Raw genomic sequence first — 20,661 nt, forward strand, 5'->3', positions numbered from 1 at the left:
CGGTACACTTAGGGTATTCTGAATGAGGAGTGATCCTGATGAAATCTCTAGAAAGTGTTTTGAATGTCAAGTATCCGATTATCTGCGGTCCAATGGCGTGGACCTCGATGGCACCATTAGTGGGCGCTGTTAGCAATGCCGGTGGTTTTGGTGTACTGGGGGTGGGGTTTGCCCCAACGGAAGTGGTTGAACGTGAAATTAAAGCCACGCGGCAATTGACCACGAAACCATTTGCCATCAACGTGACGCTCTTTCCCGAGGCGGAAGCCAATCTCGAACGAATTACGGAGATTGCTGCCAAAGAGCAAGTGGGTTACATCTATGCGGATAATTTTGCTGGACTCGTTCATGAATTTACACAGAAATGGTTCGATCGGTGGCATGCTTTGGGGATGACGGTCTTAACCAAGGTCATGACCAGCCAAGAGGCCCAGGTAGCGGATGACTGCGGTGCCGACGTCATTATCGCCAAGGGCTGGGAAGGTGGCGGTCACATTTCTAAAGAAGGCACCTTTGCCCTATTGCCGCAGGTGCGTGCAGTGGTCAAACACGCGGTATTGGTTGCCTCTGGTGGGATTGCCAACGGTCAAGGCTATGCTGCGGCGAGAGTATTTGGCTATGCCGGCATCGAAATGGGGACGGCCTTCATGGTCGCCACTGAGGGAAGCACACATCAGAACGTTAAGGACGCCGTGGTTAAAGCGGTTGATGGTGACGTGACGATGACCGGAGCTGCCACTGGAGCCCCGTGCTGGCAGCTCCAAAATGACTTGTCAGACAAAATGGCGCAAGTCGAACGGGAAAATAAGCCGAGTGTGGCAGCTGAGAAGCTCCAATCCTTAGCGACGAGTTCGCTACGGCAAGCTTCTGAACAAGGCAATGTGACCGACAAGGGGGCCGTGATGGTTGGGCAGATTGCCCCGTTGATCAAGGAGCAAAAGCCGGTCGCCCAGATTTTGGCAGACACGTATCAGGAAGGTGTTCGCATTTTGCGGCAAGTTGCTGATCTGCCGGAATTAGCTGAATAATGAAAAAAAGCACATCTAATGCACCGTTGGCTAACGGTCACTAGGTGTGCTTCTTTATCGTCTGCGTTTTTACAATAAGTGAATTCCGTGAGCTTCACATTGGTCGATCATTTCTTGCGGCCACAGTGCGGCTTGAACCTCGCCGACGTGGGCCTTGCCCAGCAACAGCATGCACAGCCGAGATTGGCCGATGCCGCCGCCGATGGTGTAAGGGACTTCTTCGTTTAAGACCATTTGGTGGTAGGGGAGGCTAGCTCGGTCTTCGGCGTGGGCCAACTTGAGCTGACGCTTCATGGCTGCGGCGTCGACCCGGATGCCCATACTGGAGATTTCGATGGATTGGTCTAATGGTTCGTACCAGAACAAGATGTCCCCGTTCAACGTCCAGTCGTCGTAGTCGGGGGCCCGGCCGTCATGGCGCTTGCCGCTCTTCAAGGCGTCGCCGATCTTCATTAAGAACACACAGCCCAGCTTCTTAGCGATGGCGTTTTCCCGTTCGCGCGGCGTCATCGTTGGGTACATATCTTCCAGTTCTTGGGTCGTGATGAAGTGAATCTCGTCTGGCAGGTGGTGGACGGCTTCAGGGAACTTGTACCAAACCTCGTGTTCCATGTGCTTGATGACCTTGAAAATGGTCCGTACGGTGGCCTTCAGCGTCTCTTCGGTCCGTTCGTCCTTGGCGATGACCTTTTCCCAGTCCCATTGGTCCACGTAAGCGGAGTGGAAGTTGTCGAGGTCCTCGTCCTTACGAATGGCGTTCATGTTGGTGTAAAGACCTTCGTGCATCTTGAAGCCGTACCGCTTTAAGGCCACGCGCTTCCACTTGGCCAGGGAGTGGACGATTTCAATGGTTTCGTCGCCCATGTCGGCCATGGTGAAGGAGACCGGCTTTTCGACCCCGTTCAAGTTGTCGTTCAGTCCGGTCGACTTTTTAACAAACATCGGTGCGGACAGCCGCGACAGATTTAATTGCTTACCAAATTCTTCTTGGAAGGTTTCCCGGATGTAGCGAATCGCGGTCTGGGTCTCCCGCACGGATAATTTTGGATCGTATGATTTTGGAATAATTAAATGCATAAGCACGTTCTCCTTTTGTGGGCCAAATTTTTTAAGATAAAACAAAAAGGTTTTCCATCCCTTGTGAAATCAAGGGACGAAAAACCTTTTCGCGGTACCACCCAAGTTGTCGATCCAGTTGATCGGCCAGCTCAATTAGAGTACAAACATACTCTACCGATGGTAACGTACCGGTTAACGGCTTACCCTAGCGTGACGGTGTCATTTCAGGCAGCAACTAAGAAAGTGTTATTCGGTAAGCTCACGCCCGATTGGGTTTGCACTAAGTCCCAACTCACTGACGGGGTGATCAAACGTACTGGTCTTTCCTGCGTTTTTTATCTTGTGGCATTAATACTAGCACCAATTTTCAAATTGTAAATACGTAAATTAAAATTTGACGAGATTTTTTTGGGCGTGGGGAGGGGCCCTCTATAGTAAAAAAAGTCTGCGTCGCCCGTCAAAAATAAATTTGCCAATGGCGGCTGGCATAAATTAAATTATGAGAGTTTAAGTTTCTCTGTAGGTGAATTGGCGGGTCTAGACCGGTCTGAATAAACACGGTATGCTGGGACTAACTTTAAGAGTAGGGGATGACCAGCATGCATTTTGAAGACTTGTTTACCTTGAACGGCCAGCTGAATGGCGCGGCCCGCACCCTTGAGATGGGGGAGACCGTCACCGACCGCATTCACGTTGAGGAGGCTGCCGATGAACCCAGAAGATGACCAGCTCCGACGGCTGATCCACACATTGCTGATTCAGCTGCGTAATGCGGGCATTCACGTGACGGTGACCCATCACCGCACACCCAGCCTTTACCTGCATTTAGATCACGACGTGTTAAAGGAGATTCGCCTGAGTGACCACCCCATGGGAAAAAAATCGCGGCACCGGGTGGGCTATGACATTCTGATCACCCGCGACCGTCATCGACGCTTTGCGGCCGAGAACCGCTGCTTTCAGTATGGCATCAACAATGCCCTGACCGTGGTGGCTCAGGTGGTGGCCGACCGGGATCGCAAGGTGGCCCAGCTGGGCGGCAGTGCCAGTTACCGCAGCTTGGTGCGGCTGGCGCAAAAACGCCCTCAGTTGCCCAGTAAGCAGGCGGCCTTTGAGAATAAGCTCAGTGCCTTTCTCGACCACGCCCCCGTCAGTGGCGGCCGGCGAGAACGGCCGCGGATTTAACGGCCAACGCTGAACAGGCGACCGGCTAGTTTGGCTAAGCAAAGGATCGGGTAACCTTGACAGAGAACGTTTTCAGCGGATTTTCTATTGACATTTCGGCTAAATGAAATTAGAATATACTAATTAGTTTTAATCGTATTTTAATTAATCGGTCGAAAGGAGGGGATGTCAGTGGGACGACCACGGCAACTCTTTATTAAAAAGCAGGTGCAAACGGACTTGTACCGCAAGACGGGGTTGGAGAAGACCTTGACTGCTTTTAGTTTAACCACCATGGGGATTGGCGCCATCGTTGGGTCGGGGATCTTTATCACGCCCGGCTTGATTGCGGCCAATTACACCGGACCAGGCGTCATGTTATCCTACCTGATTGCCGTGGTCGTCTGTGCCATGGCGGCGCTGTGTTACTCGGAATTCTCCTCAACGATTCCACTGGCAGGGAGTGCCTACACCTACGTGTACGCCGTCTTCGGCGAATTTGCCGCCTGGATTTTGGGTTGGGCGCTGATCTCCGAATATCTCTTTGCGGTCTCATCGGTCGCGGTCAGTTGGTCGTCGTATTTTCAAAACCTACTGGCAGGTTTTGGCATCAAGTTACCCAACTTCTTGCGAGCCGCCTCGGGAACCGCGGGCGTCCACGGGGGTGGCATCGACATCGTGGCGCTGGTCATCACCATGTTGGTGGCCTGGCTGTTATCCAAGGGCATTCGCGAATCCGCGCGCATTAATAACATCATGGTCATCGTCAAGATCTTAGTCATCCTCTTGTTTATCGGCATTGCCATCTTCTACGTGAAGCCGGCGAACTACAACCCGTTTCTGCCGTTTGGGACCAGCGGCATCTTCAAGGGCGCCGCGGTGGCCTTTTACGCCTACATCGGGTTTGACGCCGTGTCTACGGCCAGTGAAGAGGTCAAGAATCCCAAACGTAACATGCCAATCGGCATCATCAGCTCCCTGTTGGTGGCAGCCGTGCTCTACATTAGCTTGTCGGCCGTCTTGGTCGGCGTCGTTCACTACACCAAGCTGGGGGTCGCTGATCCGGTGGCCTTGGCGTTGACGCTGGTCCATCAAAACTGGGCGTCCGGTGTGATCTCCCTGGGGGCCATCGTGGGGATGACGACCGTGCTGATCGTCATGTCCTATGGCGGCACGCGGCTGTTATTTGCCATCAGTCGCGACGGCTTGTTGCCAGCCTCACTGAAGCGCTTGAACCCCAAGACCCACGTGCCGGTTGCCAATACCTGGATCTTTGGTGTGGTCGCCAGTCTTTTTGCGGCCGTGATTCCGATTGATAAGATCGCGGAACTGGTCAACATTGGGACGTTGTCGGCCTTTGCCATGGTGTCGTTGGGCATCGTCTTTTTGCGTCACGATGAACGCTTCAAGAACCTGGATACCTCGTTCAAGGTGCCGTGGTACCCGTATCTGCCAATTGCGTCGTTTCTGGCCTGTGTCTACCTGATGACGCAGCTACAAGCCTTCACCTGGCAAGCCTTTGGCGTCTGGGTCGTCCTCGGGTTGATCGTCTACGTCAGCTACGGCTATCATCACAGCCGGGTGCGCTTGGCTGCATAGTGCGATAACGCTTTCATTTGTGGTAAACTATTCTCAGACTATGTGAGAGGGATGACTGGATGCGTTATTTAGCAAGTCCAAGTTTAGATATTCGGCAAAATTTAGCGATTGAAACCTATCTGATGGAGCACGCCGATTTGACGGAACCCATCTTATACTTCTACGTGAACTCACCGTGCATCATCGTCGGGCGGTATCAAAACGTGCTGGCGGAAATCAACCAGCAGTACGTCAAGGACCACAACATCATCTTGACCCGGCGGACGTCCGGGGGTGGTGCGGTCTACGATGACCTGGGCAACGTCAGCTTTAGCTTCATTACCAAGGATGACGGGGATGCCGTGGGTAATTTTAAACGATTTACCGATCCGGTAATCAAGGCCCTTCACCAAATGGGGGCCACTGGCGCGGCCATGACCGGGCGCAACGACTTGACCATCGATGGCAAGAAGTTCTCCGGCAACGCCATGCACGTGGAAAATGGTCGGATGTTCTCGCACGGGACGTTGATGTACGACGTGGACCAATCACAAATTGCCCACGCCCTGCAGGTGCCAGCGGACAAGCTCGCCACCAAGGGCATCAAGTCCGTGCGCAGTCGGGTCACCAATCTGAAGCCGTACTGTGCGCCGGAGTTTCAGCAGTTGACCATCGAAGAATTCCGCGATACCCTGGCCAAGGAAATCCTCGGGGTCACAGACTTGTCGCAGGCGCATCAGTATAACCTGACCGCTAAAGATCAGGCCGGAGTCAAGGCACTGGCCGACCAATACTTTAACAATTGGGATTGGATCTACGGCAATGACCCAGCCTACTCGTTGACGCGGCGTCGCCATTTTCCAGCCGGAACGGTGGAATTTGACCTGGACGTCGATGGCGGGAAAATCAAGGCCATTCAGATTCACGGCGACTTCTTTGGCCAATTGCCGATTGAGGACGTCACGGCTAAACTAACGGGCGTGACCTATTCACCGGCGGCCATTCAAGCCGTCTTTGACCAGTTGGACGTGCCCAGCTACTTCGGCAAGATTCCGGCCACAGACTTGGTCGACCTGTTGAGCAAGCAACCACAGGCTTAGCTGAAGGTTGAAAGACGAAAATTAGCTGAAACTACTGTTAGCATGCGATTCATGGCGTTAAAAATAGTCGTTTACAGCCACATGATGCGAACTGGCCGCCTACCGTTCGCCAAATATGGGTTGGAACGCTGGGGCGGACGGGCCGAGCCAAAGAACGGTCTCGACACCTCGCTTTGAGCCGAAGCTCACGTCTCAAAGTGGCTTCATGGCCGAAACGTGCGCCAACAGGCAACTGGTTCCGCTTAACACTGCTAGGCAAATAATCCAAACCCGGGATTATCCGCCTAGCACCGTTAATGCTCGCCAGTTAACCGCCTGTCGTCAAACTCTTGTTAAGCGGCTGAACCCATATTTGGCGAACTCTCGGCTACGGTAGTACTTACCAGTAACGGTCGTCTTAACCCCAGATAGTAGCTGCGTTGGCGGCTAGTCTATCATTAACACAGTGTTGCTGATAGACATCACCTTTGCCGGAGGCAGCCAGGGTGGAGCCAGCTGTGTCGATGGTGTTGGCTGAGGTTCTTTCTCAGCCTACAGCACGGGGCGACTTTGGAGACTTACGGGTTTTGTAAGGCTTCAAAGCGAACTGGAAGCCTGCTTCTCAGGCTGGAGGTGTCCCCCAGAGCAGGCGGAATCCTGGCTGATGTAGGCGCCTGGTTTCACCAATTTTAGGTGTCGGAACACCGTCGTTACAGCAATCAGCGCGTTAACTTTACTTGCAACCTTCAGAGGCTTAATTTGACAGCGATGGAAGCGTCACTGGATAGTCGGTGACGCTTTGTTTTTTTCTTAAGGTTGGGCGGAACTTAAGTTGCCTTAAGGCACAACCCCTATAATGGTCATGGTCAAGTCGATTTAAAACAGAAAAATCCGCCAGTCGGCACAGAATCGGCTGGATTGAAAGGGTGGCTATCAAAGCATGGAAATGGAAAAGCGGCAACGGCCGCGTCGAAAAAAACATCCCATCCGCAACCTCCTCATCGTGTTGGTGATCGCGTTACTGGCAGGTGGTACGGCGTATGGCATGCATAAATATCAAAGCATTAAAAAATCCGTCGATAAGACCTATAAGGCGTCCGGCGTGAAAAAATTGCGGAACGTGAACCAGGTCTTGAAGGATAAGCAGCCCGTCTCAATCCTGCTGATGGGGACCGATACCGGGGCGCTGGGGCGGACCTTTGCCGGCCGGACCGATAGTATGATGGTGGTCACCTTAAATCCCACCACGAACAAGACCACGATTACCAGTATTCCGCGGGATACGGCCGTGACCATTCCGGGTTATGAGAGCTACGGCCTTTCTAAGATCAATGCGGCCTACGCTTATGGCAAGTCCAAGACGGCCATCACGACGGTCCAGGACATGTTGAATGTGCCAATTGATTTCTACGCCATCATCAACATGGGGGGCATGGAGAAAATCATCGACGAGGTCGGCGGGGTCGACTTGAAGCCGACACTGTCCTTTAGCTACGGCGGCTACACCTTCAAAAAGGGCGTCTCCACCCACATGAATGGGAAGAAGGCCTTGGCCTACGCCCGGATGCGTGACGATGACCCGCTGGGCGACTACGGCCGCCAGACGCGGCAACGCAAGGTCATCATGGCCTTACTGAACAAGTCCAACTCGGTCACGTCGTTGCTAAATGAATCCTTCATTTCGTCTCTTTCCAAGCAAACGCAAACCGACTTGACCTTCGATGACCTGACGGCACTGGCCACTAACTATCGTAAGGCCACGCACCACATCAAGACCACGCACCTGCAGGGAACCAGTGAAACCATCAACGGTCAAAGCATGGAGGTGGCCTCAAAGTCCGAACTCCAGCGAATCACGAACTACATCCGTAACGCTTTGGGTCTGACGCACAAGTCGACCGGGACGATTGCCCAGTTGGATGCGACGTCATCGACTGCGACGACAACAACGGACAATACCAATACTGGCACGGACACCGGTAATAACGGCGGCCCCGGTGGCGGCTATTAACCTGTAAATAAAGGACCGACGCACTTGATTGGCGGCGGTCCTTTTTGCATAATGAGGGTTAGGAGGGGATCAGATGACCCATTTACTAGTAACCGGGGGTGCCGGCTTCATCGGCGCCAACTTTGTCCATTATGTGGTGGCCCAGCACCCGGAAGTGCAGGTGACGGTGTTGGACAAGCTGACCTATGCCGGCAACCGGGCCAATTTAGCGGGCTTACCGGCCGACCGGGTTCGGTTGGTGGTCGGCGACATTGCGGATGCGCCGCTGGTCAATCAGTTGGTTGCGCACACCGATGCCGTGGTCAACTATGCCGCCGAGAGTCACAACGACCGCTCGCTACAAGACGCGGACCCGTTCATTCAGACCAACATCGTCGGCACCTACACGTTGCTGCAAGCCTGCCGTCAATTTGACGTGCGCTATCACCAAATTTCAACGGATGAGGTGTACGGCGACCTACCGCTGCGGCAAAACGGGGTCGGGGCCAAATTCACGCCGACCTCCCGTTATCAACCCAGCAGTCCGTACTCGGCCTCTAAGGCCAGCGCAGATCTGCTGGTCCAGGCCTGGGTGCGGTCGTTTGGTTTGCGAGCAACCATTTCTAACTGTTCGAACAATTACGGACCGTATCAGTATATTGAAAAATTTATCCCGCGCCAAATCACCAACATTTTGAGTGGCCGGCGCCCGAAACTCTATGGCAACGGGGCCAATGTCCGCGACTGGATTCACGTGAACGACCACGCGCGGGCGGTCTGGGAGATTTTGACGCGCGGCCAGATTGGCGCGACCTACCTGGTGGGGGCAGATGGCGAGCACAGCAATCGGGACGTTTTGGCACTCATTTTAAAGCTGATGGGTCAGCCCGCCGACGCCTTCGATTGGGTCAAAGACCGACCGGGACACGACGTCCGTTACGCCATCGATGCCAGTCGGTTGCGTGATGAATTGGGGTGGCGTCCCGAGGTCACGGACTTTGCGGCCGGATTGCGACAGACCATTGACTGGTACCGGGATCATCCGGAGTGGTGGCAGGGGGCCAAGGCCGCGGTTGAGGCGGCGTATCGTCAGAACGGACAGTAAATTATTTTTTTAATCATCGAAAAACGCGCGTTCGCTAGCGGCTCGCCGGCGGGTTCAGTAAGCTGGTGACAGGACGTTAGGTGGCGTTTATGGTATACTGGGTGAACGCTTCTGACCGCTCCAATTTCTTTAGGAGGGATGGCAGTGGTGTTTTGGTTGACACTCGCGCCTTTATTGGCGCCGGTTGTTTCGGTAGCTACGATTGGCGGTATCGTGATTGCCTTGATCCAGTTACAGGTCGTCTTACGAAATCGACGGATCGATTTGGCTGCCACTAGATTTGATCACACGATTCAGGCTTATGAATTTTACCAAAATAATGTGGCGGAGATTTTAGATAAAACGATTACGCAGTATCAAAGCGAATTACGCCAAGGAAATTATCAGCAATTTAAGAATCAACGACTGGGTAAATCGGTTATTGCCCGCGCAATGCTGATTGCGGATTTTGGCGCGTGTTTTCGGAAGCTTAATCTTCTTGAAAGTTACGTGTACTACGATGAGATTGATAAGTTGCAGCTATACAGTAGCATTGCTGACCATGTTTACCGACTGACACAAATTGACGGGTTTGAAGTCGTTAAGAATTACTACTTGCAGGATAATGTGGTGAACAATTATATTTTTCTTCTAGATGACATTGAGAAGTATGTTACGGAGAGGAGAGCTACCCATGGCAGAAACAGAGAAAAAGATTGACCGTCTAGCATATGACATCGACCCACAACTGCGCGATGAAGTTTTGCGCTATATCAATATGCCTGGTGGGGATGCAGAATTGAAACATGATCTGCAATACCACTCACCAGATGAAGTCGACGCAAAAAATTGGGCACTGATTAAAGACCAGATGATCCACACACGCGTCATCTTTCCGCACCACTAGCAAAAAACGCTCTCGCCAAATCAAATCGGCAAGAGCGTTTTTCTTAACAAAATTTAGTAACCACGACTGACGTCAACTAAGTTCACAGACAATGTGCCATCTGCCTCCCAGCTCTTCAGGTTATCCGTCAGGTAACCGAAGATGGGGCGGATGTTATCGACGTCGAAGCCGGTTTGGTGTGGCGTAATCAAGACGTTCGGGTAGTCCCACAGCTTGGAATCCTTCGGGAGTGGTTCGTGCTCGAAGACATCCAAGGCGGCGTTCAACACGTTTTGGTAGAGCAACGCGTGCATCAAGGCGTTTTCGTCGACGGACTTGCCGCGACCGACGTTGACGAAGATGCGTACGCCGTTGAGTTGATCGAAGTATGCCGTGTTAAAGTAGTGCGTGGTCTCCGCCGTGGCGGGCATGGCATTGATGATGACGTCGGCGTCTTTGACCAACTCGGCGTCATCCTTGAGACTGACCGTGCCTTGGAAGCCCGCAACGCCGTGACCGGAGCGGTTGACGCCAAACGGGTAGTTGCCAAAGCCATTGAGCAGTTCGGCGATGTGTTGGCCGATGCTGCCAGTCCCGTAGATGACCACTTTTTGGTTGGCCAGAGTCGCTAATTCTGTGCGAGCTGGGACCTGCCAGAAATGACCGGCCTGGTTCTTCACCGCGTCATTGAAGTCGCGCAGGAAGTACAGCAGGTAGCCGATCGTGGACTCCGCAATCGCGGCGGAATAGGCGCCACTGGCGTTGGTCACCTGAACGTGGTGGGCTTGGATCCAGTCTAGCGGCAGGTAATCGACCCCGGCGCTAAAGGTTTGAATCCAGCGGACGTGGTTTTGCGGATTTTGCAGCACCGCGGCGCCGTGTTCGCCCCAACCAAAGATGATGTCAATATCAGTCGCCGTTTCCCAGTCACTGGCGGGAACGACCTCAACGCCCAGGGCTGTCAGCTGTGCAATTTGGGCTTGATTGAGAGTTGGAAAGGTGAATAATCTTTCTGTCATGTGAAAAACCTCCTTCGACGGATGTCGTCTCCTATATTTTAGCACGAGTGACCCGTTTCCACCTAGGAATCCCGTTAAATCGGCGAAATCGCTTACATTGACGACACACATTTTCCAAAGTGTCACGACGATTAACAACTTAATTGCACACAAATTTCGAATGTAATCCATTAACTTTCGGTAGATTGACACTGAACCATTGCGTATTGACTTATCACTCGATATAATAGAGTCAAGACAGCAATTATTTATTTACACTAATAACGTTTGGGGAGGTTAGAAAAATGTTAAATCTTGGTCTGGATATCCTAGGCCTAGCGCGATTCCAATTTGGAATGACCACTGTCTTTCACTTCTTCTTCGTTCCATTTTCCATCGGGTTAGCCTTCGTTGTCGCCGTCATGGAAACCATGTATGCGATTAAAGGTGATGAGGATTACAAAAAGATGGCGCAGTTCTGGGGCAAAATGTTCCTGTATAGCTTCGCCGTAGGTGTGGTCACCGGGATTATTCAAGAATTCCAATTCGGGATGAACTGGTCTGAATACTCGCGGTTCATGGGGGATATCTTCGGTGCGCCACTGGCGATCGAAGCTCTGGCCGCGTTCTTCATGGAATCCACGTTCATCGGGATGTGGATGTTCACCTGGGGCCGCTTCAATAAGTGGGTCCACACGCTGTTTATTTGGTTAGTTATGTTCGGGTCTTCACTATCGGCACTGTGGATTTTGGCGGCCAACAGTTTCATGCAGAACCCATTAGGTTACATCATTAATCAACAAACGGGTCACGTTCAAATGGTCAGCTTCGGCGCCGTTTTGAGCAACCCCCAACTGTGGAGTGAATTTCCGCACGTGATTTTCGGTGCGTTTGTGACCGCTTCCTTCGTAGTTGCCGGCTGTGCGGCTTGGCGGTTACTGAAGAAAGATCACGTCACGTTCTACCGGAAGTCCTTGAACGTTGCGTTGGTCATCGGCCTGATCTTCTCGCTGGGCTCTATTGCCAGTGGGGACATTCAAAGTCGCTACCTGATCAACAACCAACCGATGAAGTTTGCCGCGATGGAAGGGCTCTACAAGGACTCGACCAACAAGGGTGAATGGGCGGCGATTGCCGGCTTTGACAACAAGCAACACAAGACCACCTGGTCCGTTGATGTGCCTTACGTCTTGAACCTGTTGAGCTACCACAAGACGACGGGGACCATCAAAGGGATGAACACCATTAACAAGGAATTGCATGCGAAATACGACAAGAAATATGGCAATGATATTAATTATTACGTTCCAACCAAGACCTTGTTCTGGAGCTTCCGGATCATGTCTGGCGCGGGTGCACTGTTTGCCTTGTTAGCGATTGTGGGCTTGTTCTTCAACCGCAAGAAGTCGCAGCTGATCATGAGCCAACGCTGGTTCCTGTACATCTTGGGACTGTGCCTGTGGCTACCATTTATCGTGAACACGGCTGGTTGGTTCATCACTGAATTTGGGCGGTACCCATGGGTTGTCTACGGCTTACTCACGATTGCCGATGCGGTTTCGCCAAATGTTTCCGTTGCGTCGTTACTCACGTCAAACATCATCTACTTCCTGATGTTTGCCGGCATGGGCGTCGTCATGATCGTCTTGTGCCACCGGACGTTGAAGGCCGGACCGGATATTGAAAATACCGATGGGTATGCGGCGGGCGATACTGACCTTGATCCGTACTCAAAGGGGGCGTTCAACCATGACTAACTTACAACTGCTCTGGTTTATTCTGATCGGTGTGCTGTTTAGTGGCTTCTTCTTTCTGGAAGGCTTCGACTTCGGTGTGGGGATGCTCGTGAAGAGTTTCGCCAAAAATGAAGCCGAACGTGACGTGGTGATCCGGTCGATCGGACCTCACTGGGACGGCAACGAAGTGTGGCTGATCACCGCTGGTGGGGCCATGTTTGCCTCCTTCCCGATGTGGTACGCGACGCTGTTTTCCGGGTTCTACCTGGTGCTGTTCCTGATCTTAGCTGCCTTGATTTTCCGGGGCGTGTCGTTTGAATTCAGAGCGAATATGCGCACGGAAAAATGGCGGACCTTCTGGGAATGGGCGTCAACGATTGGTAGTTTCTGTGCGGCATTCTTATTTGGGATGCTGTTCACGGCGATGATTGCCGGGATGCCAATCGACAAGAACGGCGACATGACCGCGCACTTCTTCGATTACGTCAACCTGTTCTCCTTAGTCGGTGGGGTCGCTGTGACCGTCTTATCTCTGGTCCACGGCTTGAACTTCATCCGGCTGAAGACTTCTGGGGCCTTGCGCGAACGGGCATTGGCCTGGAACAAGGTCTTGTACCCCGTGCTCTTTGCGGGGGAAGTCCTGTTTGCCATTCTGCTGTACTTCTCAACCGACTTCTTTGCCAAGAAGCCATTGACGACTACGGCCATTGTGGTGGCACTGGTCATCTTCACTTGCTTGGCTTACTGGGGCGTCTTGGGCAACCACGAATGGCTGTCCTTCATTGGCAGTGGATTATCGCTGATTAGTGTGGTCGTCTTGATCTTCAACGGGTTATTCCCGCGGGTCATGATTGCCAACAATCCGGCTTACTCGTTACTGATCAAGAACTCATCCAGTTCCCCATATACGCTGCACCTGATGACGATCCTGACGTTTAGCATCCTGCCAATCGTGTTGGTCTACTTCATCTGGAGCTACTGGGTCTTCTACAAGCGCTTGGCTTCACCAAAGCAAAACGCCTAAACTGACAAATTTGTTTCGCCAAGTCTCCACGGCTGTTCGGCCGTGGGGACTTTCATTTTGGACCGAACTGAAGGCTGAGCCTAAGGCGATAGTTATTAACCCACACTACCTTAGCCGAGAGTTCGCCAAATATGGGGTCGTCCGCTGAAAAAGAGTGGGCTAGCAGTGTTAATGCTCACCAGTGGCCTGTTGGCACACGTTTCGGCTCAAAGCGAGGTGTCGAGACCCGGCCCGTCTGCTCCATATTTGGCGGCCAGTCACCACCACGTCAGCACAGGTGGCTTGTGACCAATTAAATTGGCAAAAATAAGCTGGAATCACCCTGATTGGTAGCGCTTAGATTCCAGAAAAATGCTATCATAGCAGTATGAGTTATCACTTGTTGTAAGGGGGCATCACTTTGATTGATCAACGTGTTTTTAAATTTCCCGGAGTAAAACCGGCCGCGGCCATCGAAGCAGTACTGACGCTGATTCAAGCCATTATGATTATTATTCAGGCGCAGTACTTATCGGTCGCCATCGTTCAGCTCTGGAAACAACAACCCATTGGCACGATCGTCACCCCGTTGGCGATCTTTGCCGTGGCCTTTTTAGCCCGCCACTTGTTGACGGTCTTAAAGGATTGGCTACTGTACCCGTTCGTGGAGAAGACGACTAAGACGTTGCGGAAGCAATTTATGGCCAAGCTCTTTGACCTGGGGCCCAGCGTGGTGGCCGAAAAGGGGACCGGGAATGTCGTCACCATGGGCCTGGAAGGTATCGACAAGATTCAGACTTACCTGATGATGATCATCGGCAAGGTCCTGGACCTGTCGATCACGCCCTGGTTGGTGCTGATCTACATTGCCTTTATCCAGTGGAAAGAGGCGCTGTTCCTGCTGGCCATTTACCCGTTAATCATTTTGTTCATGATTATTTTGGGGTTAGCAGCGCAGGCCAAGGCCGACCGGCAATACGCCGGCTATCAGCGGCTGTCCAACCACTTTGTCGATACCTTGCGGGGGCTACCGACTTTAAAGCAGCTGGGGTTAAACGAGACCTACGCCGACAACGTGTATCAAGTCAGTGAGGACTACCGCAAGAAGACCATGGCGACGTTGACGATTGCCATGACCTCGACCTTTGCGTTGGACTTTTTCACGACCCTATCCATCGCCATCATCGCCGTGTTCCTGGGCTTTGGCCTGATGGACAACACGATTCAGCTGTTGCCCGCGCTGGTGATTTTGACGCTGGCGCCCGATTACTTTGCGCCGATTCGTAACTTTGCCAATGACTATCACGCCACCTTGAACGGGAAGAATGCCCTGACAGCGGTGCTGGATGTCTTACAGCGGGAGACGCCGACGGACCGGCAACTGTTGCCGACGCGTGAGCCTGTTTGGCAAGCTGATGATTCCCTGGCGCTGGCGCACGTCAACGTCAGTTATGGCGATGCTGCGCCGACGTTGCGCGACATCACGTTTAACGTCCACGGCTTCCAGAAGGTCGGCATTATCGGTGCCTCGGGTTCCGGCAAGTCGACGCTGATCAACACGTTGGGCGGCTTTCTCAGCCCCGCTGACGGGCAAATTAACGTGCGGGGGACCCAGGTGCCGCACCTGGACCAACAGGCTTGGCAACGCAGTTTTGTCTACATTCCGCAGGCGCCTTACCTGTTTCACGCCAGTTTACGCGACAACCTGGCCTTCTATGCGCCTGATGCCAGCGATTCGGCGGTGACTGCCGCAGCGGCCAAGGCCGGCTTGACCGACTGGATTGCGACCTTGCCGGACGGTCTGGCCACGCAGATTGGCGAAGGCGCTCGCGGGGTCAGTGGGGGCCAGGCGCAACGAATCGCGTTGGCCCGGGCCTTTCTGGATGATTCGCGGCGCATCTTGTTATTTGACGAACCGACCGCGCATTTGGACATCGAGACCGAAGTCGAATTGAAACAAACCATGATGCCGGTCTTCAAGGACCACCTGGTCTTCTTTGCGACCCACCGGCTGCACTGGATGAATGAAATGGACTATATCCTGGTCATGGATCACGGCCAAATCGTGGAACAGGGGACGCCGGCGGATCTCCGGCAACAAAACGGCGCCTACGTGCGGTTACGGTCTGAAATGGAAGGAGCGACGACCCGATGAAAGGATTCTTTGCGACATTTAAACATGATCACTGGGTCATGCCGTATTTGCGGCGGTACCGCAAGCTGTTGGCGTTGGTCCTGTTCTTGGGCTTCATGACGTTCTTTTGTGGGGGCGCGCTGATGTTTAACTCCGGCTACCTGATCAGTCGGGCGGCCACGCATCCCTACAACATCCTGATGATCTACGTGCCCATCGTCTTGGCACGGGCCTTTGGGATTGGGCGGCCGGCCTTTCGTTACGCCGAACGCCTGACCAGTCACAACTGGGTCCTGCGCATCGTGTCGGACTTTCGCAAGCGCTTGTATCAAGCCGTGGAAAAGCAGGCCGTGGCCATCCGGCAGACCCACCAGACCGGGGACGTTTTGAGCATCTTGGCCGAGGACATCGACCACATTGAAAACCTGTATCTGCGGACGGTCTTCCCGCTGGTCATTGGCTGGCTGCTGTACCTGTTCGTGGTGATTGGCATTGGGTATTTCAACTGGGCCTTTGGGCTATTGATGCTGATTTTACTGGGCGTTATTGTGATTTTTATGCCGCTGTTATCCGTGGCCGTCAATGGGCGGCGGGAATTTCAGGCGCGGCAGGTCCAACGGCGGTTTTACACGCAATTGACCGATGCCGTCTTGGGGCTGGGCGACTGGTTGATTTCCGGTCGGCGGCAAGCCTTCTTGCAGCAACAAGACCAGCCCATCGACGAGATTGCCACGTTACGGCGCGCTGACCATCATTTTCAGTGGTGGCGTAACTTTGCGATTCAATTCATCTTCGGCGCGGCGGTCGTCTTGATCGTGTGGTGGGCCGGGCTGACCTTTACCCACAATCAGGCGGAAGCCAACTGGGTGGCCGCCTTTGGCCTGGCGCTATTTCCGACCGTGGAACCTTTCTCGGGGATGAGCCAGGGGGTCAGTGAATGGCCAGTCTACCAGGATTCCATCAAACGGGTGAACCGCTTGGATGAACACGAACCCGAACTGCCGGCGCAGACCACGATTGGCGCGCTGGAAGAACTGAAATTAGACCACGTGTCCTTCACGTATCCGGGGGCAAAACGCGAGGTGATCGACGACCTGTCCTTGGACCTACACCCCGGCGAAAAGCTGGCGTTGCTGGGCCCTAGTGGGACGGGGAAGAGCACGTTACTCAAATTGATCTTGGGCGACGAGCAGCCGTCTCGCGGCCAGGTCACGTTAAATGGCGTACCGGTCAGTCAGCTGCAAACGCAACGGGCGCAACTCTTTGGCGTGTTGGACCAGCAACCGTATTTGTTTGACACCACCGTCATGAATAACGTGCGGCTGGGCAATTTGAACGCCACCGACGAAGATGTGCACGCCGCGGTCAAGGCCGTCGAGCTGGACGACTTGGTTGGCCGCCTGCCGCAGGGCTACGATACGGAGGTCCAAGAGGCCGGGAGCCGCTTCTCCGGTGGGGAACGGCAACGGCTATCGCTGGCCCGGATTCTCTTGCAAGACGCGCCCATCATCATCTTGGATGAGCCGACCGTGAGTCTGGATCCCATCACCGAACAACATTTATTGGACACAGTCTTCAGCGTGCTCCACGACAAGACGATCATTTGGGTCACACACCACTTGGCGGGCATCAACCACGTCGATCAGGTCCGCTTCATCGAGGACGGGCACTTCGACATGCAGGGGACGCCAGCTCAGTTGTATCAAGACAATGCACGGTTCCGGTCGTTGTATGATTTGGACCGGGGAAAGTAAGTGAAGTGAGCATCGTGGCACAACAGATTAGACCAGCTGATGCCACAACAAGCGATGAGGTTGTGCGTCAACTCAACACCCAATTTCACTACTTGGCAACAGACGCTCGCCAGCTGGTCCGCAAGTATGCCCAAACTGTCAACATTTGGTACACAGAGTTTGTGAATCAGGAACCACAACACCGAACAATTGACGACGTCGCAGCCGACATTCACCCGCTTGAAACCTATCAGCGTGAATTGTCGTCATATAACTAAGATTAATCGAAAAGGTCCAGTTACCAGCAAAATGCCAAGTAACTGGACCTTTTTAGATGGTCTGTTAAAATGTGAACCTGAAATTTACGCGTTGATTCCTGAAACAGCAGGGCTTTATTCACTGGGATTGGTGAAACTAGGGGTCTGCATCGGTCTAAGGAAGACCTTGTTCTGAAGAACACTGCCGATCTGGATGGGGCCATCTCTGGCTATTCCGACGAATTGACGTCGCGTACCAATATGTCGGAAACAGTTAGTTGTAAAGTTAGCTGCCACTAAGGGTTAAACCGATTGTTATTGGTAAGCACGTTTGTAGCCGGGAGTCCGCCAAATATGGGTTCAGCCGTGGGAGTTCCCTTAGCGACGCGATTCATGTCGCTTAGGGAACTGGCGCCTTTGAGACGCGGGTTTCGGCTCAAAGCGAGGCGCCGAGACCGTCCTTTGGCTCGGCCCGTCCGCCCCAGCGTTCCAACCCATATTTGACGGACGGTAAGGCGGCCAGTACCAGCCATGTTTGAATGGAATCGCTTTTAGGTGTTATCTAGGTCAGTGGTCACGCCGCAACAGCATCGTGGTCAGCTTGGCCAGGTCGTCTTGGACCGGACCCGCGGGCAATTGGGCAATCAGCGCCAATGCCTTGTCCGTGTAGGTGGTTGCCAATTGCCGCGCGGCCCCGACGCCATCATATTGGGCGACCAGTGCTTGCACGGCTTGGATATCGGCGACGGTCATGTCGTGTTTTTTACGCAAGAGGTGGTGGAAGTCACGCTTGGCGTGAGGAATGGCCAAAATCAGTGGCAAGGAATACACGCCCGAGCGCAAGTCCTCCAGCACCGGCTTTTGCGTTTTGGCCGGGTCGCCGGCGTAGTCCAAGATGTCGTCTAACATCTGGTAGGCACAGCCAATGGCGATGCCAATCTGGCGGGTCAAAGCCGTCACGTTGGCTGGGGCCCCAGCCAAGCGGGCGCCGGTGTCGCAACTGAGAGCAAAGAGCTCGGCAGTCTTGCCCGCGACCTCATTGAGATAGGCCGCCACCGTGGTGTCTTCGCGGTAGTTCAGGTCCATTTGATGCAGTTCGCCCTGCAAGATGCGGTGCATGGCGTCGATGTGTTCCTGGACCAAGGCCCGGTCGCGCGTGGCCTTTAGGACCTGGTTGAAGTAGACGGTGAACATGAAATCACCGGCATAAATGGCGTTACGCTGGCCGTATTTCATTTGAATCGTCCGCACGCCGCGGCGGGTCGGGGAGTCATCGATCACGTCGTCGTGGATCAAGGTGCCCACGTGGAGGATTTCCAAGGCCGCGGCGCCTGCCTGTAACTCGGCCGGTGTGCCTTGGTTGCCGAATTTCGTGAATAGGTAAAAATAACCGGGACGCAACAACTTGCCGCCGGATTTTAATAACGCTAATATTTTACTGTGGATGGGTTGATTATCCAACTGAACTTCTTGGAAGAGATAATCCTGTAGCGCATCCAGTTGCGGTTCTACTTGCGGGAATTGCCGCCAAAGTTGTCGATCCATTTCGCACCTCGCTATGTATGTCACATTAAAATTTATCTTACCGACAACTGGAAACGTTGTCAATAAAGGATACTCCCGCAATGCCAGATTGTCGGACGCTCATTTGTGACACTCCCCATTTTAGCACCGATAAGCGCAGGGCGGTGGGGAAATCGGCAGCTGATTAAGTGGCCGGGAAAACTGGCGGGGAATCCACGAACAGTTGAACTGCCAAGGGACATGGGCTATCATCAAATTTAAAGGATACAGAGACTTATTTTCGGGAGGAACCACCATGACTGTCAGTGTTTTTTTAGAACTCGTTGAGATCAAGGCCAAGATTGCCTCGGTGTGGCCATTTCTGCTGGGGATGATCTTCGTCCAGGCTAATTTCCACCACCTGAACTGGGGTGTGTCATTGCTGTTCTTTGTGGCGATGGTCCTCTTCAACATGGCCGTCGACATCAATGACAATTATCAGGATTATACCAAGGCTGGCAATCAGGCTGCGGAGTGGAAGAAGCACACCAATATCATCGGTGTTCACCATTTGGCAGTGAATCGCATCTTTGCTCTGATGGCGAGTTTGGCCACCGTGGCCGGTGTGATTGGCCTGTACTTGGTGTGGCGGACCGGCTGGCCGTTGCTGGCCATGGGCGTCTTTTGCTTTTTAGTCGGCTACCTGTATGCCGGCGGGCCGAAACCGTTATCCGGCACACCCACGGGGGAATTTTTTGCCGGCTTTACCATGGGCTACATGATTATGTTGATCACGGTTTATTTAAATCTTTATCAAACGACCGCGTTCACCGGAGGACTGTTGGTGCGAGTGTTATTGGCATCGGGTATCGCCGTGATGGCCATTGCTGCGTTATTGCTGGCTAATAACATCTGTGACGCCGATGAAGACCTGTCCTTGAACCGGAAGACCATCGTCTATTACCTGGGCAAGCAGCGGGCGTTATGGCTGTTTGCCAGCTTCTACGTGATGGGCTACCTCTCGCTGGTGGTCAGTGTGGCTTTAGGGGATTTGCCGAAATGGTCGCTGCTGGCCCTGCTCAGCATCCCGGTGATTGTCCGTAACGTGCAGGGATTGTTTCGCGTGCAGGTGAAAAAAGAAACGTTCATCCTGGCCGTCCGCAGCCTGGGCGTGCTGGCGTTGGTCACGGTGGTAGCAGAACTGTTGGGATTGTGGTTGGGCTAGGATGTACTAGCAGTTGGGGGCCATCCCCACCTACCTGCGACAGGTTGATGACAATCAGCTACTATCTGGAGTGAAGTCGGACGGTAGGCGGCCAGCTTATGCACCACAGCAACAATGAAGGCCGTTACAGCAGGTTCTTGGCACCAAACAGTTGGTTAAAACATTCCTAAATCTCGCGCCAAGTGGCTGTTTTTTACGGGGCAA

18 protein-coding genes are annotated in these 20,661 nt (G+C 53.3%); 15 read left to right on the forward strand and 3 right to left on the reverse strand.

Going from position 1 to position 20,661, the window contains the following annotated elements:
* Positions 1–38: 38 nt before the first annotated feature.
* The gene (locus LKH74_RS08440; RefSeq protein ID WP_287708237.1) at positions 39–1,028 is read left to right on the forward strand and encodes an NAD(P)H-dependent flavin oxidoreductase; all 990 of its coding nucleotides are present in this window, start codon (positions 39–41) and stop codon (positions 1,026–1,028) included.
* Between the two features lie 69 nt (positions 1,029–1,097).
* On the opposite strand, the gene asnA is transcribed toward LKH74_RS08440, so the two are convergent.
* Positions 1,098–2,105, reverse strand: a complete 1,008-nt coding sequence (gene asnA / locus LKH74_RS08445; protein ID WP_287708238.1) for an aspartate--ammonia ligase — start codon at positions 2,103–2,105, stop codon at positions 1,098–1,100.
* Positions 2,106–2,686: 581 nt separating this feature from the next.
* Here asnA and LKH74_RS08450 point away from each other — a divergent pair.
* From LKH74_RS08450 to LKH74_RS08485, 8 genes are all read left to right on the forward strand, one after another.
* Complete coding sequence (locus LKH74_RS08450; protein WP_263854499.1) at positions 2,687–2,812, forward strand: hypothetical protein; 126 nt, start codon at positions 2,687–2,689, stop codon at positions 2,810–2,812.
* A complete protein-coding gene (locus LKH74_RS08455) occupies positions 2,796–3,272 on the forward strand; it encodes a hypothetical protein (RefSeq protein WP_287708239.1) in 477 nt (158 codons plus the stop codon). The genes LKH74_RS08450 and LKH74_RS08455 overlap by 17 nt, the downstream gene beginning before the upstream one ends.
* A 171-nt stretch (positions 3,273–3,443) precedes the next feature.
* Positions 3,444–4,850, forward strand: a complete 1,407-nt coding sequence (locus LKH74_RS08460) for an APC family permease (RefSeq protein ID WP_287708240.1) — start codon at positions 3,444–3,446, stop codon at positions 4,848–4,850.
* 59 nt (positions 4,851–4,909) lie between these two features.
* Entirely contained in the window at positions 4,910–5,929 is a 1,020-nt protein-coding gene (locus LKH74_RS08465) for a lipoate--protein ligase (protein WP_287708241.1), read from the forward strand.
* A 919-nt stretch (positions 5,930–6,848) separates the two neighbouring features.
* The gene (locus tag LKH74_RS08470) at positions 6,849–7,919 is read left to right on the forward strand and encodes an LCP family protein (protein WP_287708242.1); all 1,071 of its coding nucleotides are present in this window, start codon (positions 6,849–6,851) and stop codon (positions 7,917–7,919) included.
* A 73-nt stretch (positions 7,920–7,992) separates the two neighbouring features.
* Positions 7,993–9,003, forward strand: a complete 1,011-nt coding sequence (rfbB, locus tag LKH74_RS08475; RefSeq protein ID WP_287708243.1) for a dTDP-glucose 4,6-dehydratase — start codon at positions 7,993–7,995, stop codon at positions 9,001–9,003.
* A 138-nt stretch (positions 9,004–9,141) separates the two neighbouring features.
* The gene (locus LKH74_RS08480) at positions 9,142–9,702 is read left to right on the forward strand and encodes a hypothetical protein (protein WP_287708244.1); all 561 of its coding nucleotides are present in this window, start codon (positions 9,142–9,144) and stop codon (positions 9,700–9,702) included.
* Positions 9,677–9,889 (forward strand): hypothetical protein, encoded by a 213-nt coding sequence (locus tag LKH74_RS08485; RefSeq protein ID WP_287708245.1) that lies wholly within the window; start codon positions 9,677–9,679, stop codon positions 9,887–9,889. Before LKH74_RS08480 ends, LKH74_RS08485 begins: the two co-directional genes overlap by 26 nt.
* A gap of 53 nt (positions 9,890–9,942) precedes the next feature.
* Here the strand turns inward: LKH74_RS08485 and LKH74_RS08490 are convergent, their stop codons facing one another.
* On the reverse strand, positions 9,943–10,887 hold the full coding sequence (locus tag LKH74_RS08490; RefSeq protein WP_287708246.1) for an NAD(P)-dependent oxidoreductase: 945 nt from the start codon (positions 10,885–10,887) through the stop codon (positions 9,943–9,945).
* 284 nt (positions 10,888–11,171) lie between these two features.
* Here LKH74_RS08490 and LKH74_RS08495 point away from each other — a divergent pair, with 284 nt between their 5' ends.
* The 5 genes from LKH74_RS08495 (at position 11,172) to LKH74_RS08515 (ending at position 17,750) form a co-directional block, all read left to right on the forward strand.
* Entirely contained in the window at positions 11,172–12,623 is a 1,452-nt protein-coding gene (locus LKH74_RS08495) for a cytochrome ubiquinol oxidase subunit I (RefSeq protein WP_287708247.1), read from the forward strand.
* A complete protein-coding gene (cydB, locus tag LKH74_RS08500; RefSeq protein ID WP_135368173.1) occupies positions 12,616–13,626 on the forward strand; it encodes a cytochrome d ubiquinol oxidase subunit II in 1,011 nt (336 codons plus the stop codon). The genes LKH74_RS08495 and cydB overlap by 8 nt, the downstream gene beginning before the upstream one ends.
* Positions 13,627–14,026: 400 nt before the next feature.
* Entirely contained in the window at positions 14,027–15,760 is a 1,734-nt protein-coding gene (cydD, locus tag LKH74_RS08505; RefSeq protein WP_287708248.1) for a thiol reductant ABC exporter subunit CydD, read from the forward strand.
* Positions 15,757–17,493: a thiol reductant ABC exporter subunit CydC gene (gene cydC / locus LKH74_RS08510; protein WP_135368171.1), complete on the forward strand. Its 1,737-nt coding sequence runs from the start codon at positions 15,757–15,759 to the stop codon at positions 17,491–17,493. The genes cydD and cydC overlap by 4 nt, the downstream gene beginning before the upstream one ends.
* Positions 17,494–17,507: 14 nt before the next feature.
* Positions 17,508–17,750 (forward strand): hypothetical protein, encoded by a 243-nt coding sequence (locus tag LKH74_RS08515; protein ID WP_287708249.1) that lies wholly within the window; start codon positions 17,508–17,510, stop codon positions 17,748–17,750.
* A 546-nt stretch (positions 17,751–18,296) separates the two neighbouring features.
* Here the strand turns inward: LKH74_RS08515 and LKH74_RS08520 are convergent.
* On the reverse strand, positions 18,297–19,274 hold the full coding sequence (locus LKH74_RS08520; protein WP_287708250.1) for a polyprenyl synthetase family protein: 978 nt from the start codon (positions 19,272–19,274) through the stop codon (positions 18,297–18,299).
* A 274-nt stretch (positions 19,275–19,548) separates the two neighbouring features.
* On the opposite strand from LKH74_RS08520, the gene LKH74_RS08525 reads away from it, so the two are divergent.
* Positions 19,549–20,457 (forward strand): 1,4-dihydroxy-2-naphthoate polyprenyltransferase, encoded by a 909-nt coding sequence (locus tag LKH74_RS08525; protein WP_287708251.1) that lies wholly within the window; start codon positions 19,549–19,551, stop codon positions 20,455–20,457.
* Positions 20,458–20,661: the final 204 nt, after the last annotated feature.

It is taken from the genome of Levilactobacillus sp. (assembly GCF_022646225.1).
Classification (GTDB): Bacteria; Bacillota; Bacilli; order Lactobacillales; family Lactobacillaceae; genus Levilactobacillus; species Levilactobacillus suantsaiihabitans.